Here is a 16,360-nt window from a genome sequence, read left to right as displayed (position 1 = left end):
ACGTCGGGCCATGCGCTGGAATTGTTCACCTGCCCGCCGAGGATCAGATACGGCTTGCCGTCCACCATGAGCGCATGATGACCATCGTGATGGGCGATGTGCGGCAACTCGTTGGCCTGCGCACCCAGGGTCATCAAGGCGACCAACAACATCAGGGCCATACGGCGTGAGAGCGTCGCGCGCATGAAAGGTCTCAAGGTGATGCCGTCGTGCGGAACGGTGACGCCGGCAAGCCGTTGTCATCGATCAGGTTGGCGTCGACCGGGTTGTCGCTCCAGCCATAACGCACGGCGATCGGATGCGCTACCGCTGCACAGGACACCACGATGTTCCGGCCATCGATACGTGCCTGGGCATGCTGGTAGTGGCCATCGGCGCCGGCAATCTCGAAGCCGCCCACGACATCGCCGCCACCACGCACGGCCAGCGGTGCGCCTTCGTTGCTGAACGTCACCACGGCTTTTGCACCGTCGACATGCCATTGGCGATATTCGGGACCGGAGGCCACGATGTTGTCGCCAAGCACCACGCGGCGTGCGGCGAGTGCAAGCCGGTGCCCCACATCCTGCTTGTCGGTGGGATGAATGTCGTCAGGATTGCCGACATCGATGGTGACGGCCTGGCCGGTGTGCGGCAGCGAGAGCACCGCAGACTGCGATTCACGCAGTTCCGCCCACGGACTTTGCTCAGGTGTGTCGCTGCCGCTGTTGAAATTCGCCAGCTGCACCCAGAAGAACGGTAGCTCCGGCTGTGTCCACGCCGTGCGCCATGCCTGGATCATCGCAGCGAACTGCTTGCGATAAGCCATGGCGTGGGGCGCCGATGCATTGGACTCGCCCTGGTACCACACCACACCGCGCAGCGGATAACCCAGCAGCGGCTGGATCATGCCGTTGTACAGCAGGGTGGGCGTCAGGTGGCGAGTAGGTGTGGGCACCAGGGTCACGTTGGCGGTGCGAAAATGCCAGGTGCCGGCGAGCGGTCGCTGCGTGCCATTCGCCGTCCGCACGTAGAGCGCGGCGGCATCGCCATGGATGCCGCCGCCGTTGCCAAGATCGTCCACGCGGACGGCAATACGATTGCTGCCGGCATGCAATGCGCTGGCTGGTACCTTGTATACGCGCGGTTTGTTCCACTGCTTCTCGGTTTCGCCGATCAACTCGCCATTGACGTAACTGCGGTCCGAGTCGTCGATGGCACCCAGGCCCAATATGACACCCTGGGCCGCTTCCGCCGCACTCAGTGTGAACTCAGTGCGATACCAGGCCACGCCATCCATGCCGTAGTAGCCCACGGTCTCCCAGTAGGCGGGCACGGAAATATCCACCCAGGCCGATGTGTCGAGCTTCTCCGCAGCCCACGCGGGCTTGCCGACCGCATCCAATGCATCACCATGCTGCGCGGGCCAACGCGCCAGGTGCTGGCGAGTCTGCTCGAGCTTGGCCTCTTCGGCGGCATCGTCCTTCTTGATGGTGGCGGCCAGCGCCTGCACGTCCACGTTGCCCGCGTGCGCATCGGTCCACGCTTCCACGCTGCTGCCGCCCCAGCTGCTGTTGATCAGCCCCTGCGGTACGCCGGTGCGCGCCTTCATGTCGCGCGCGAAGAACCAGCAGACGGCGGAAAACCCGCCTACCGTGGACGGACTGGCAGCCACCCAGGCGCCGCCCTCCAGGCGCTCCCGCGGCTGCAGCGACCAAGTGTGTGGAATCTTGAAATGGCGGATCGACGAATCGTTCGCTTTCGCCTGCTCGGCGGAGGCATCGCGCACCTCGGCCATGGTGAATTCCATGTTCGACTGCCCGGAGCACAGCCAGACATCACCCACCAGCATGTCGCGCAACACGCGATGTTCGCTGCCGTCGTCGATATCCATGGCGTACGGGCCACCCGCAACGTGCGTGGGAAGGGTGGCATCCCAGCGCCCCTGGGCATCCGCCTTAGCCGTGGCATGGGCGCCATCGAAGCCTACGGTGACTTGCGCACCGGGCGTGGACCATCCCCATACATGCATGGGCATGTCGCGCTGGAGTACAGCGCCTTGCGAAAACATCAGTGGCAGCTCGAGCTTTGCCTGAGCCGCAACGGGAAGCGACAGGAGTAGCGCCAATGAGGCGCCGGCATGAATGTGTTTCAAGGCGTGGACTCCACCGGTTCGCCATAGATCAAGCCGCGCCCACTGGTCGCGGCATAAAAACGTCCGAACACGCGCGGATCACCGCTAAGCAAGCCGATGTGCCCATAGCGATGTGCGTCGTCATCGATACGCTGCCAACGCTGACCGCCGTCGACGGACCGGAAAATGCCTTGCTGTCCTTGGCACAGCCCTGCGACGAACATCGTGGGTTCACTGCCGCTGCCGGGCTTGCCGAAGCCGAAAGCATCGACACTAGTGATGCCGGGCAGGCGCTGCAGCAGATGCCCCTGGTCGTCGCCACGCAACAAGGGCAAGTCGCGTGCCGTCAGCCACAGCACGCCGGCCTTGACTGGCGAAGCCTCCAATTGCACCTCGCCATGGCCGTGCGCGGCATGGCCAAATTCACCCGGGATCGGCACGAAGCTGGCGCCATCGTCGTTGCTGCTGAACAAACTACCGGTCTGTGGCGAAAAGGCGTAGAACCGCCGGGCATCGATCCGGTCGGCCAGCACGCGCATGCGTTCGCCCAGTCCCTGCGACGCTTGCCAGTGCTGGCCATGATCACGCGTGACATAGACGTGCCGCGCATCGCTCGGCGCCCACACGACGGCAACCCCATCGGCGGCCACAGCAATGCTTCCGGCACCCTCGCCTTCCGGCGGTTCGCCAGCGAAGGCCTGCCAATGCTCGCCGCCATCCTCGGACCAGGCGGCGCGCACGGCGGAACCAAAGGGCTGGCGCAGGCGCCCGCTGCGTACGATCAATGAGGGGCGCCGCTCGGCATAGTCGATGCTTTCGCCATTCGCATAACGCGGTTGCGGCTTGAACTGGAGCGGCGCCACGTTGAGATCATCGTGGCGGAAGCCATCCAGATCACCAACAGCGCTAAGCAGGTGCGCACCCTGCGGCGGACTGATCAGACCCAGCGGCACCACCTCTTCCAGGCCGCGATCCTGGAACCACCAGTGCACGATGCCGCCCTTGTCGAACCCGCGCATGTCACGCGAAGCCCAGATGCCGTAGCCGGTGACGAACATCACGTGATCGGCATCGAAGGGGTCGATCGCCACCGTGGTCATCCAGTGCGGCGTATGCGAGCTTGTCCATGGCGCCTCGGCGTAATCGAATGACGAGCGCGCGAAAATCTCGCTCCAATGCTTGCCGCCGTCGGTACTGCGAAAAAGCACGTCATGCGGTTCGTAGCGATGATGCGTGCTGGCGATCAGCACCTTGGGATTGGACGGATCCACCGCGACGTCGCCCCAACCGAATCCCGACGGTGTGCTCTTGCTCGATATCGGCGTGATGTCCGTCCAATGATTGCCCGCGGGCTGCCAGCGCCACACCGCACCATCACTCATGGTGTCAGGGCCGGGTTCATCACCGTAGCTCAGCACATAGCTACCGTCGCTGGCGCGGTGCATGTGACTGGGCCGCAAGCCGGTAGGCTGCCCCGCAATGGCACTCCAGCTACGGCCGCCGTCGGTGGAACGGAACAAACTGGTTTCGCGTGTGGAAACGCCTGCATACAGCACCGGCGTCGGCGCGCCTGGCCTGCCGCTGGCAGGCTCGAACACCACAAACACGATGCCGATCGATTGCGGACGCCAGCGGTTCGTCGCGGTCGCGGCGAGCGATGTGGCAACGGCGGGAAAACCCTCCGCCTTCGACCAGCGTGCGCCATGATCGTCGCTGCGCCACAGTCCGGCGTCACGCGAACCAAGAAACAGCACGCGTCCATCGTGCGGATCGACGGCGAGGCGTTCACCATTGCCGCGCCCCAACTCGTTGCCGCCCAGCTTGAACGGCAAATCCGCACGTTCGAAATGCGCGCCGCGGTCATGCGAGCGCAAGACCGCAGCATTGCCCGCGGTCGGCGTGGTGTAGGTGCCGGCGGCGAGATAGACCCAATCCTTGTCGGAAGGATCGAGCGCCAGGCTGTCGATACCGAGCAGATTGTTGTCACTGGCCCCGATCCAGTCGGTGAGCGACACCCACTGCCCACTGGCCTGATCCCACCGATAGGCGCCACCCACGTCAGTACGCGCGTAGTACAGGCCACGTTCGGCCGGGTGAAACACCAGCCCACTGACATAGCCCCCACCACCGATGCGCACGCTGGCGTAGCGATACGCCAGTCCGCCGTCGCTGGCCTGCGTTGCGGTGCAAGCGCTCAGGGCTAGCAATGCAAGCAGCAGCTTTCCCATGGATAGCCGGTGAACCCGGTAACGCGTCATGTCTGCGCTATTCGTTGCCATGGTCAGAAAGTCGCGCGGAACACCAGCTCGTAGCGCCGGTCGGCGACGAACCAGCCGCGGTTGTACATGCGATAGTCCACCACGCCGCCGCCATAGCTGGTCGGCCCCATCAGGGTGCGCACGACAGCGTTGTTCAAATTATTCAACTGCAGGCCCACCTGCATGTTCTTGTTGAGGCGATAGAACACCGAGGCATCCAGCTGGCCGTAGTTGTCGGACCAAGTCGGCAGATGCGTGGCTACGTCACTGGTAGCCAGCAGGTAACGCGAGCGCCAGTTCCACGCCAGTCGCGCCGACCAATCGCCTTTCTCGTACATGCCCACCAGGTTGTAGCTTCGTTTGGAGATGCCGGTCATCGGCAAATCCACGCCAGTCACGGTGGCGTTGGTGTACGGATTGGTGGCGCTGTTGACGCCGCCATTGCTGTCCACGTAGGTGAAGTTGGCCTGCATGCCGAAGCCCTTCATCCAGCCCGGCAGGAAGTCGAAGAACTGGTTGTAGCCCACCTCGGCGCCGCGTAGCGTGCCGGTGCCGATGTTGTAGGGGCGAGTGACCTGGAACTGCTGCCCCTGATAGGTCTCCGGGACGGTTTCCTGCGCGATGTAGTTGTGGATGTCTTTGTAGAAGACCGTGGCGTACAGCAGGCTGGTTGGGGAGAAATACCATTCCAAGGCCGTGTCGAACTGGGTGGCGCGTTGCGGCTTGAGATAAGGATTGCCGGCCAGGCCGTTCCACTGCACCACGGCGGTTTTGTCCGCATTGAGCACATAGCCCAACTGCACGAACGACTGCATGTCGGCGAAGCCAGGCCGCGAAATCGCCTTCGATGCCGCGAAGCGCCACTGCAGCTCGTCGGTCAGCTTGAAGCGCAGATTGAGGCTAGGCAGCGCGTCTTGGTAGTGGGTGCGTGCAGTGAGCGGCTGGTAGCCGCCATTCCAGATTGCCTTCTGGGCATCGGGCACGCCCGTACCGCTGAGGTTGAGAAGCTGCACGACACCACTGGTGTCTACATCGGTGCGTACCAGGCGCAGGCCGATATTGCCGTCGAACGGGATGCCGAGCGCAGTATCGTTGCCGAAGTACAGCACGCCGTAGGCCGCCTTGGTTTTCTCGCCCTGATCATTGAGATCGGCCGGCGAGACCTGTACCGGGCTCCAACCCGACGACACGCCCATCGGATGCAAAATGCCATAGGCCGCGCCGTAGTTCTCCACCAGCGAACTGCCGGGGAAATACATGGGGCTCGGGATCTTCACGTTGCCACGGAAGAAATTCGAGAACGAGTACAGCGCCGCACTCGTCGGGTAATAGCTGACGCTGGCTACCTTGCTTGGCGTATCCACCGGTGCCCAGCTATCGGTGATCACGCCCCAGTTATAGGGCGTGCTGATGTTGTTCTCGCTGCGGTCGGTGGCACGCAGACCCACCCTGAAGTATTTCAGCCAGTTGCTGTCTTGAAAGTCGTACTCCAGATCCAGGCGATAGGCGCGACTCAGGCCTACCTGGTTTTCGCGGTGATCCATCGCCGCGGACCAGAAATAGTTCGCTGGATTGGTTGTGTAGCCGGCCGGGCTGGCGGAAACCTGCGGCATGCCAGCGCTACCCGTGGTGTCGAGGTAGGTGCCCGGCAGGTAGATCGCCTGAAACGCGGTGAAATCGAGCTCGTTGCTGGTGGACTTCACGAACTGAACGTCACCGCTCAACAACATGTGATCGTTGATGTTGTACTTGAAGCCGTTCGAAAAATCGGTGGTGACGGTGGCCTGCGTCTGATAGCGCGTGTCCGTACCAAAACGCACGCTGCCATTGTTCAGGCTGTTGTTCCAGGCACTGGAGCTCAGCGAGCCACGCTGGAACACGCCTTGGCCGTTGTAGTCGAACGTGGTGCCACTGGCCGGGCCGATGTCGAAGCTGGTATCGCTGAAGATCGCACCATGCTCCAGCCACGACATGTCGTAACGCGAGCGGATGAACTGGGAAGTAAGTTCCAGATCTTTGCTCGGACGCCACTGCAGGGCGCCCGAGATACCGATGCGGCGACGCTGGAAATTCAGCGAGCGCCAATCGGCGCCGCCCGGCACGTATACGGTGCTAAGGCCGCTGCCGGCGGTTGCCGCTGCATCCGACCGCATGGTGTACGGCTCAAGCTGGATGCCATCGGTGCGCGTGGCCAGCTCCGAGTAGGACACATCGATCAGCGCGCCGAACTCACCCCAGTTCTCGGTTTTCCAGCGATTGCTGTAGAGAAAGGACGCCGATGGCTTACTCTTCTGCGACAGGTCGCCTTTGTTGATGCCGTAGGAGAAGCCGATCGCCTGCCCGGGCGAGTCGAATGGCAGACGAGTACGCAGATTGACGGTGCCGCCGATGCCACCTTCGATCAGTTCGGCCGACGGATTCTTGTATACGTCCACGCCGGCCATCAGTTCGGCCGGCACATCCTCGAAATTCAGCGAGCGGCCGCTGTTGGACGAAAAGGTGTCGCGACCATTCAGCAGCGACTCCACCTGTGTAAGGCCACGGATAGATACGTTACTGCCCTCGGCCGAGGGATGATCCGGGTCGTTGGCCGAAAGAAAGTGGTCGATGGTGACGCCGCTGATACGCTGCAGCGTTTCGGTAACGCTGCGATCCGGCAAGGCATTGATGTCGACCGCGGTGATCGAGTCGACAATCTGGTCCGCGTTCTGCTTCAGCGATTGCGCCGACTGCAGGCTGGCACGGATGCCGCTCACGGTAACGCCTTCGAGGTTCTTGGCGTCCTTGGTGCTGGAGTCTTCGGATTTCTTCTTGTTCTTCGTGTCGGTGGTCTTGGCTTGATCCCCGGCTTGGTTCTGGGTCTGACCCTGGGGCGTCGCGACTTGCTGCGCGCGCGCGCCCAACGGCGCGTAGAGCAGCGCCAGGCCTATAGCCACGGCGGCGGAAAGACGCGCAAGTGGAAAAGAATGCTGGGCCGCACAGGTAATTTTCCCGTGCACAGTCTGGATCATAGTCAAAGCTCACCCCGTCTTATCGTTGGCCGTCGGCCGAAACCGCTGGCTATGTATCCCCAGGCCCCCACAACCCGGTGGCTGCGCCAGACCAACTCACTGGCCCTGGCAACGTCACGTCCTGCTTGGTGGTGGCGCATGCTGAATTGCGCTGTCATGGCACACAATTACGAAATTGATGGGCGCGAATAACGTTTCTTCGTTTGCGGTTGCCACATCGCGCGGTGACGTCCCCACTCCCCTGCTAAGTTTCGGGCCATCGATAGCCACGGAAGCGCCAATGCGTCGTCGCCACATCAACCCAATCCCGCGTTGCCTCGCGGCCTTGGTCTTTCTGTGTACGACCATGCCGCTGCCCTCCTTTGCCTCGGCGCCTGCGGCGGGAGCCATCACGCCGCAACAGGCTGACCTGATTTGGCGAAAGGCCACAGAAGGTTATGCGCCGGCACGAGCCGCGCTGGTGGCCAAGGTGGAGGAAGGTGCCGCGCAGGGGCCGTTCCGGCCCGACTGGGCATCGCTGCGACATCACCGAGAACCGGCATGGTTCGGCATCGACCTCGCCTCGGCGCCTGAGGCGACCACCGCCAGCCGCTGAGTCGCTCGTTGGCCCTCAGGTGATGGCGCGGTACTTGAAGTCCCGCGCCACGACACTGCCCTCGCCTGCGCTGTAAACGCCAATTTTCAGGCTAAGGAATCCACCAAACACGTTGTGATGAATGCCCGAAACCTCCATGCGAAGGCTGTGCAGTTGCCAGGTTTTCCCGTTGTCGACCGAGTAGTGGTAAGTCACGATGTGATCCTGGTTGGTCACACGGATGCACAGACCAGACGCCTGCATCGGTATGCGCATCCAGGTTTGCTCTTCCGCGTACTCGAACGTCTTCAGTATCTGTTCTCGCCGCGAAAGGCCGATGCCGACAAAGGCTTTGGGACTGTAGAACAGCAGCAGGCCGCCCTCGGCATCGCCCAGCAGATCGAGAGTGACCTCGGCCACATAGCTGCGGTCGCCCGGCAGGCACGTCAGCGGCGAACAATCTGCGGGCGAGCTGCCCTTGGCGGTCAGACGCAGGCCGCCCGCCTCGTAGCTCACCCGCTTTATCTCCTCGAGCTGGGGATCGGCCAGGCTCCACTGCACGCCGAACTTGCGGCTGCTGAAATCATCCGACAGCGCCAGACCATTCGGCCCGCGCACGCCGCCTTTCGGCTTTGGCAGCGGCCTGGATAAATCGCCGCCCTTGGCCCGAAACCAGCCATCGGCGGTCCACTCGATCGGCTCCAGCAAGGTCTGCCGCCCCAGCGTGCGGAATCCGTTCTCATAGCCGTGATAAACCATCCACCAATCACCGGCCGGCCCTTCCACCAGCGTCGCGTGCCCGCGTGACCACCATGGCTCGGCGGCGCTGGTCGTGCGCACCAGCGGGTTGTGCGGGCAATGCTCCCATGGGCCATGGATGGAGCGGGAACGCGCCGCGATCACCATGTGACTGGTCGGCGGACCCGCGGTGCCGCCGACCGCCGTGATCAGATAAAACCATTCGCCATGCCGCAGCAGCTTGGGGCCTTCCGGGGCGAAATCCTCCACGATCCAGTCGTCGGGATAGCGCCAAGGACTATAGGCCGGTTCCAGCTTGCCATCCGCAGCAAGGCCGTCGTCCGTGAGCCGCACTCGGCGGATGCCATTGACGAACAGGTAGCGCTTGCCGTCCTCACCCACCACGTGCCCCGGATCAATGCACCCATCGATATGCAGATCGATCGGATCGCTCCATGGCCCTGTGATGCGGTCGGCCCAAATGACATACAACGCCCAGCCCCGATCGCCGGCGCTGGCCGGTATATAGATGAAGTAACGTCCATCGTGCTTGCACAGGTCGACCGCGAACACCGTGCCCAGCGGCTTGGTTAACGCTGCGGTGACTGGCGCCCAATTCACCAGATCGGTGGAGTGCCAGATCACCAAGCCAGGACAGGCATGGAACGACGTAAACGTCATGTAGTAATCGCGGCCATCCTTGAGGATGGTAGGGTCGGGATGATCCCCGGCAACAATCGGATTCACATAGGTGCCATCACTCAAGTCGGCCGTTCGCTGCCCTTCGATGCCCGCGCGCGGCGAGACACCCTTTCGGGCGACTTGCGGGCCAGCCAGAGCCTCGCCGATGGAAAACGGCGCAGCGGCCGCTCCTGCCAGCATCCATTTGATGACGTCTCGACGAGAACCGTCCTCCATACCCCACCCTTCATGCACCATGCGCAAGCACTGGATTGTGCATGGCGCGGGGACCTGCCCAACTTATGAAAGTCATCGCGCACGCTTGCTTTTTTTTTAACCCGCCAGCGCCGGACAAGCTTCACTGGCAGGATCACGCCGCACCTGGAGATTGACGCCGCGAAGGAACTTGACTGCATCTGCTGCGGAGCCGGGTAGACGCAAGGGCGCTAAGTTGAGGCTAGCGGAGACGAGTCGGCCACCCCACTCTAACCAGCATGTCGTCAGGCGCATTCAGGGCGAACTCGTACATGCCCCATGGCTTGTCACTCGGGTCGCTGTCGATTTCGCTACGAAATGAAGCGGCAAGCTCAGCTACATCCTTGCGGTAAAGGTAGAGCGCAAATGGATTGCTGCCCGGCACGAGCCAACCTTCCACAGCCTGATTAAGATGGATTTGAGCACCAAAACCATCAGCGAGCATTCGATAGTCTCCGGAACTATCTTGCTCGCGCTTGAAGCCAAGCCGTATGAAGAACGCCTCGGTACGATCAAGATCGTTGCATGGCAAGATGGCGATAAGGCTCGATTGCATGTCGCAACTCCTCTTGTGGGTCTTTCTTTGTACCGAGAGAACATACACTTTCGGTCAGAAACTAGACTGCACCCCAGTTTCCGCTTCGGGTCGAAAGCCGATGCCACACTCCGGATAGAGTTTGAAAAGCAGCGTGTGCCAGAGCTGATGACCGCCCCCGAGGACTTCATGCATACGGTCGCCAAGTTGACCCGCTTGGCCACATTGATGTGCGGTGGCAACCACGAGACCGGAGTTCGGTTGAACGCATGTCGGTGCATGCCGTTACGCCCCTTTTCCCATGAGAGACATCAGCATCTGATTTCACTGGACTGGGAAGACCTCCGCTACTTCATGGCGTACGCGCAAGACAAATCGCTTTCTGCCGCAGCGCGTCGACTGAGTGTGGATCGCGCCACCGTTGCGGGCCGATGTCGGGCGATTCCACCAAATGCACCTGCACGCTCCGGGGATCGACCGCATAGACCGCCTTGATCAGGCAGCACACTGCCAACCAACCGGCGGTGCCACCGCCCACGAGCAACACTTTCTTCGGACGCGTCATGGTGTGCCCCGATAGTGCTGCACGATGAAAAGAAAGAATTGCCGGGCTGCCCCACGCGAACCCGGCAAAAAGCCATTCAAGGGGAAGATAAGCGACGCTCCCCGGAGCGTCGCCGGCTGAACGGCAAACGTCGGGCGGCACACGCATCATGGGGGCCGCCGTGCATCACGTCAGAACCACACGCCGAGCTGAACGCCATAGGTGCGCGGCGCCAGATACTGCGACACGTACTGCAGCGAGCCGTCGGACATCAGGAAACGGCCGGCGCTAGTGCGGATCTTGTCATCGGACACGTTCTGCACGTACGCGTTGACCCACCACTTGTCGCCCGGTTCGCTGTAGCGCAGCGACAGGTCGCCACGCGTGTACGCCTTCTGCTGGTCGCCCGAACCCAGGTTGAAGTAGCTCAGCCACTGTGTGCTCTGGTACTGCACGCTGACGCGTGGCGTGAGGCGCCCGCCGTTGGCAAGGTGGAAGTCGTGCTCGTAGATGCCGGTGAGCGACACGTTCGGCGCATGTGGCAGATCGTTGCCGGTCACGTTCATGCAGTTGGCGAGGTTGGACTGTGGAGGGCATGCCGGCAGGCCCTGGTAGTCGTTGGAACCGGCGTAGATCAGCTTGCCGAGCTCCTTCTTCGGAATGGCCGAGAAGATCAGGTTGAGCCGATCGTCCTTCTGTTGATACGCCAGCTCCGACTCGATGCCGAACACCTTGGTGCTGCCGCTCACGTTGGAGAAGCCCAGGCCGTGATTGCCGTTCGGATAGACGATAGGCGCAGAGAGCTGGAAGTTCTTGAAGTCTTCGTAATAGATGGCCGAGTTCCACGTCAGGTGGCCATCGAGGAAGGAGAACTTGCTGCCGATTTCATAGTTGGTTAGCGTCTCGGGCTTGTATAGAGTGCCCGCGTCCTGCGTGCCGCCCGACTTGTAGCCGGTGGACACGCTGGCATAGACCATGCCATTTTCGCCAACGTCGGTATCCAGGCGCAGCAGCCAGGTCGGCTTGCTCTTGCTGTACTTGGCGGTGTTCCGCTGCGAGATGGCGAAGCCATTGGACGGATCCGGATACACGCCCGGCGAGATCGGCACCTGCGGCACGGTCGGGTCGTAGTTCCAACCCCAGTTGATGCCGCCTTTGTTCTCCTTGTCGTCGTGCGACCAGCGCGCGCCACCGGTGAGGCGCCAGTGGTCGCTGAGATGCCAGGTGGCCTGACCGAACAACGCGTACGACTCCACCGTTTCCTTCGGCTGGATGAAAGAACCCTGCCAGCTCACGGTGCCGTAGCGTGTACCGTTCATGATGGGGATGTCGAAGCGGATGTTGTTGTCTTCGTAGGCGTAGTACGCACCGACGATCCAGTCCACGGTCTGCGGCCCGGTGGACTTCAGGTCCACTTCCTGACTCCAGCTTTCGTAGTTGGAATAATTGGTGCGATCGTCCTGATAAACGCCATTGGTGGTGAAGCTGGTGGGCACGCTGACACCGACGTCCTGGTCGAAGTCGCTCTTGCCGGAGTAACGGTTGTAGCCGGCGATGTAGCTGAGCTGCATGCCATCGTTGATGTTCCAGTCGATGCGGCTACGCACCGTCTTGGACGTACGGTCCAGGTAGGGCGCGGTGTCGATCAGCGCTGACCAGAAATCCTGCCCCTGGCGCGGCGTCTGCATCAGACTCAGGTTGGGTGTGCCGCGATCGACGAAGTACTCGTACGACAGGTTCCACTTGAACGAATCGCTGGGCTGCCACAAGGCACTGACGCGCGCGGCGGACTGGTCCTGTGCGTTGTACTTGTTGCCGCCCTGCACATACTGGCTGGGATCGATCGGTTTGAAGTTGGCCAGCGTGCCGCCCGAAGCGAGATATGCCTGCTGCTGTCGCGCCACGCTGGGCAGTTCGCTCGACGGATTCTGGTAGTCGACGTAGCCATCGTGTTGCTCGTGCACCACGGCGACGCGCATGGCGAAGGTGTTGCTGATGGGCAGGTTGAACGCGGCGCGTGCGCCGATCAGGTTGTAGTTGCCCGCTTCAACCTGCGCATTGCCGTAGAAGCTAGCGCCGATTTCCGGCTTTGCCGTCTGGAAGCTGATGGCGCCGGCGGTGGAGTTGCGGCCCCAAAGCGTGCCCTGTGGACCGCGTAGCGTTTCGACGCTATCCATGTCCAGCAACAGTCCCGATGCAGCCTCGGCGCGAGGCGCATACACCCCGTCGACGAAGGTCGCGACTTCGGGATCGGCGTACTCGGTCTTGGCGCTGTCGTTACCGATACCGCGCATGGTGAGCGTCACCACGCCATGATCGCCCTCCGACGTACCTTGCAGGCCTGGCACTAGTTTGGTCAGGTCCTGCACGGTCATCACACGCTCCTTGTCGAGCGCGTCCGCCGAGATCGCCGTAACCGCCACCGGCGTTTTCTGAAGCGGTGTCTCGCGCTTGGTCGCGGTCACCGAGACGGCATCCAGGTTCTTTACTTTCTTGTCAGCGCCTGCCGGATTCTGAGATGACGGGTTTTGCGATGTCGCGCTCTGATCCGCTGCCAACAGCACACCAGGAGCAAGCACGAGTGACATGGCGACATACAACAACTTGTGATGCAGATTCATCTGGCTCTCCCTCTAAATCGTTCAGATCAGTGTTGTCCACCGCACACACGGCAGTGACAAAGGTTTCCCACCCCCACCGGCACACCATCAACCCCAAAATGACAGCGCTGTCATTATTGGACAATAAAGCGCCGTTGCAATGAATGCTTGCCGGATGGCAGCAAGTCATCAAGACAAAACAAATAGACGTCCAAGCGTTCAATCTCGCGAAGACGCGGCTCACCTGCCGACACGCCCTCAATCAAAGTGGCATAACCGATGGCTAAGCCACGTCGACACAACAACCCAGCCGATATGACGACACTCGCTACCAACGCCAGCAGCAGTGCCACGGCGAACAGCGGCTCACCATTCATGGCTTTTCCCCGTGAGTCGGGCACGCCAGCGTCCGGTCCGCCACGGTGCCGAGTGACACGTCAGCGATAGCGATCCGCTCGCCGGAGTCACTGGACCATTCGAATGGCCGGTCCAGCCTGCTCATGCTGGCGCCAGCGTCGCGGAAACATTTCAGCGGAATGCCCAGACGCAACCACTGCCCCTGAGGCAAGGCGGCGAGCTGTCGTCCGATGGGCACTCGACCATTGCAACCGACACCGCAGCCGACACCGATCATCGCAGCACTCCCTGGCGATACTGCGTCGATCCTCAACGTGGTCACCAGCAACACATCGCCATTGGTTTCGCGCTCCACATCGAGTGGTGTTGGCGCCAGCAGCTCAACACCTGCGGCACCGGTACCGGACCAGCTCAGGCTGCGCGCATCCTCTTGCGCCTTGTAGTCGAGCGCGCTGATGCGCAAGCTGCCGTCCGGCGTGGCGGTCGGTACGGCGTCGGCATTCATCGCCGTGCCGTTTGCGCCGGTCAGGCGCACCACGAAACCCTGCGCCGGCTTACCACGGGTGAAGTAGACGCCGGCCTGCGTGGCGCTTAGCGCAATCCCGGCATCCTCAGACAAGGGACTGGTATTGCCACTATCGGCATAACTATCGGCATAGGTCAGGCCGAAGCCGTAGGGAAACTGCGGATGCTCGCCTCGTGCGACTGCCGCGACCGGTACTTGCGCCGCGCTGAGCGGCCAGGCATACGCCAGCTTGCCGTGAAAGTCGTGTGCGATGCGACCGTCACGGGTGCGCAGCAGCACATCGGCAATACCCTCGCCTTCGCTACCCGGGAGCCAGGCCACCACAAAGGCATCAGCGGCATTGATCTCGCGATTCATCCATAGCGGCCGTCCGGTCAGGAACACCGCCGCCACTGGCACGCCCTGCCCGCGTAACCGCCGAATCAGGTCAAGATCGTGATCGTTGCCCGGCCGATATGCCAGGTTCGGCAAGTCTCCCTGGAATTCGGCGTAGGGATCTTCACCGAATACCACAATGGCGACATCGGGTTTCTGCTTGTAGTCGCCCCCCACCGATAACTCGGCGCTGCCACCGGCCGCCTGCACCTGCGCCTGGAGGCCAGCCCAAATGGAGGTGGCTGCGGGAAAATTTGCATTGGTCAGGCCCGTGCCCTGCCAGGTCAACGTCCAGCCGCCGTTCTGCTTGGAGATGTTGTCGGCACCATTACCAGCAACCAGAACATGCTTGCGCGGATCGATCGGCAGCACGCCCTGATGATTCTTCAGCAGCACCAGCGACTCACGTACCGCCCGACGCGCCAGCGCACGATGCGCGGGACTTCCGATCATCTGTGCCGACCGAGCCACCAGCGGATTGGCCGATGGCGGCCCGGCTTCGAACATGCCTAGGCGCATCTTCACCCGCAGGATGCGAGTCACCGCATCGTCGACGCGGCTCATCGGGATCACTCCGGCCTTCACCTCGGCCAGCGTGTTCTTGTACAGGCCTTTCCAGGAATCGGGCGCTTCGAGCATGTCCAGCCCGGCGTTGTAGGCCACCGGGCAATCCTCGCTGGTGCAGCCAGGCACTTGGCCGTGTGCGTTCCAGTCGCCCAACACAATCCCATCGAAGCCCATGCGCTCCTTCAGCACACCGGTGATCAGCGCATTGTTGCCGGCCATCTTCACCCCGTTCCAACTGGAGAACGAGACCATCACCACCTGCACACCGGCCTTGATCGCGGGTGGATAGCCGGCAGCGTGCACGTCGCGCAACACCGCCTCGCTGACCTGGGCGTCGCCTTGGTCCTTGCCGTCGCGGGTGCCGCCGTCGCCGACGAAATGCTTCGCGGTAGCAATCACATGCTCAGCGTCCAGGAACTGCGCAGTACCCGGCTTGCCCTCCAGCCCGCCGATCATGGCGGCGGCGTATTGCGCTACCAGCGCCGGATTCTGCGAATAGCCTTCGTAGGAACGCCCCCAGCGCACATCTTGCGGCACGGTGAGCGTGGGCGCGAAGGTCCAGCTGATACCGCTGGCGCGCAGTTCTTGTGCAGTGGCCTCGCCTATATCGTGGATCAATAGCGGATCGCGCGTAGTGCCCAGCGCGGAGTTTTGCGGAAAAAGCGTGCTGCCGACGAGGTTGTTATGGCCATGGACAGCATCGATGCCAAACAGCACCGGAATCGCCAACCCTCCCTTTGAGGTATCCATCGACGCGCGGTAGAACGCCTCGGACAGCGCCTGCCACTGCGATGCAACAGGGTATGGCTGCCCGGCCGGCTTGGAGTTGCCACCAGCCAGGATCGAGCCCAGGCGATACTCGCGCACATCGTCCGGAGTCACATACTTGATGTCGGCCTGGATCATCTGGCCGACCTTGTCGCTCACCGACATCTTCACCAGCAAAGCCTGGATCCGGGACTCGATCGCTGGATCGGTCGGCAGCGGCGAGCCGCCTTTCGGCCATTGCTCGGGATGGACGACGCTCGCATCGCCGGCCATGACAGGGACGGTCATCAGCAGTGCGCTGGCGAATGACAGCGCGATGGCAACGCTTCGCGGAAACGAGCTCAACGGCTGCAGCAATGGCACGGCAAAGCCCCAGGCTGGCGCACCGACGGTACGCGTCGAGGTGCATGGTGGCAGGAATGACAGCGCTGTCAATTTGCTCTGCAACATGACTCCCA

At 62.2% G+C, this 16,360-nt stretch carries 10 protein-coding genes and 1 pseudogene; 1 reads left to right on the top strand and 10 read right to left on the bottom strand.

Annotated features, from left to right (window positions below; translation table 11 throughout):
• The 4 genes and pseudogenes from OUZ52_RS04225 to OUZ52_RS04210 form a co-directional block, all read right to left on the bottom strand.
• Positions 1–185 (bottom strand): annotated as a pseudogene (locus OUZ52_RS04225) (beta-galactosidase); the annotation flags it as partial.
• Positions 186–193: 8 nt separating this feature from the next.
• Positions 194–2,050, bottom strand: a complete 1,857-nt coding sequence (locus OUZ52_RS04220; RefSeq protein WP_266157073.1) for a sialate O-acetylesterase — start codon at positions 2,048–2,050, stop codon at positions 194–196.
• An 80-nt stretch (positions 2,051–2,130) separates the two neighbouring features.
• On the bottom strand, positions 2,131–4,392 hold the full coding sequence (locus OUZ52_RS04215) for a beta propeller repeat protein (protein WP_266157069.1): 2,262 nt from the start codon (positions 4,390–4,392) through the stop codon (positions 2,131–2,133).
• Positions 4,393–4,394: 2 nt separating this feature from the next.
• Positions 4,395–7,382, bottom strand: a complete 2,988-nt coding sequence (locus OUZ52_RS04210; RefSeq protein ID WP_266157067.1) for a TonB-dependent receptor — start codon at positions 7,380–7,382, stop codon at positions 4,395–4,397.
• Between the two features lie 280 nt (positions 7,383–7,662).
• Between OUZ52_RS04210 and OUZ52_RS04205 the strand changes: the two genes are divergently transcribed.
• Complete coding sequence (locus tag OUZ52_RS04205) at positions 7,663–7,977, top strand: hypothetical protein (protein ID WP_266157065.1); 315 nt, start codon at positions 7,663–7,665, stop codon at positions 7,975–7,977.
• A 15-nt stretch (positions 7,978–7,992) separates the two neighbouring features.
• Here OUZ52_RS04205 and OUZ52_RS04200 read toward each other — a convergent pair whose 3' ends face one another.
• The 6 genes from OUZ52_RS04200 to OUZ52_RS04175 form a co-directional block, all read right to left on the bottom strand.
• Positions 7,993–9,612: a family 43 glycosylhydrolase gene (locus OUZ52_RS04200; RefSeq protein WP_266157064.1), complete on the bottom strand. Its 1,620-nt coding sequence runs from the start codon at positions 9,610–9,612 to the stop codon at positions 7,993–7,995.
• A gap of 220 nt (positions 9,613–9,832) precedes the next feature.
• Positions 9,833–10,186, bottom strand: a complete 354-nt coding sequence (locus tag OUZ52_RS04195; protein WP_266157063.1) for a VOC family protein — start codon at positions 10,184–10,186, stop codon at positions 9,833–9,835.
• Between the two features lie 331 nt (positions 10,187–10,517).
• Entirely contained in the window at positions 10,518–10,880 is a 363-nt protein-coding gene (locus OUZ52_RS04190) for a tryptophan 7-halogenase (RefSeq protein WP_266157062.1), read from the bottom strand.
• 20 nt (positions 10,881–10,900) lie between these two features.
• Positions 10,901–13,330 (bottom strand): TonB-dependent receptor, encoded by a 2,430-nt coding sequence (locus OUZ52_RS04185; protein WP_266157061.1) that lies wholly within the window; start codon positions 13,328–13,330, stop codon positions 10,901–10,903.
• A gap of 113 nt (positions 13,331–13,443) precedes the next feature.
• A complete protein-coding gene (locus tag OUZ52_RS04180) occupies positions 13,444–13,686 on the bottom strand; it encodes a hypothetical protein (protein ID WP_266157060.1) in 243 nt (80 codons plus the stop codon).
• Positions 13,683–16,352, bottom strand: coding sequence for a glycoside hydrolase family 3 protein (locus OUZ52_RS04175; RefSeq protein ID WP_266157059.1), 2,670 nt, complete (start codon positions 16,350–16,352; stop codon positions 13,683–13,685). The genes OUZ52_RS04180 and OUZ52_RS04175 overlap by 4 nt, the downstream gene beginning before the upstream one ends.
• Between the last annotated feature and the right edge of the window lie 8 nt (positions 16,353–16,360).

This window comes from Dyella silvatica (assembly GCF_026283955.1).
GTDB lineage: Bacteria > Pseudomonadota > Gammaproteobacteria > Xanthomonadales > Rhodanobacteraceae > Dyella_C > Dyella_C silvatica.
The sequence above is the reverse complement of the archived record's forward strand: the minus strand, read 5'-3'. Positions and strand labels throughout refer to the sequence as shown.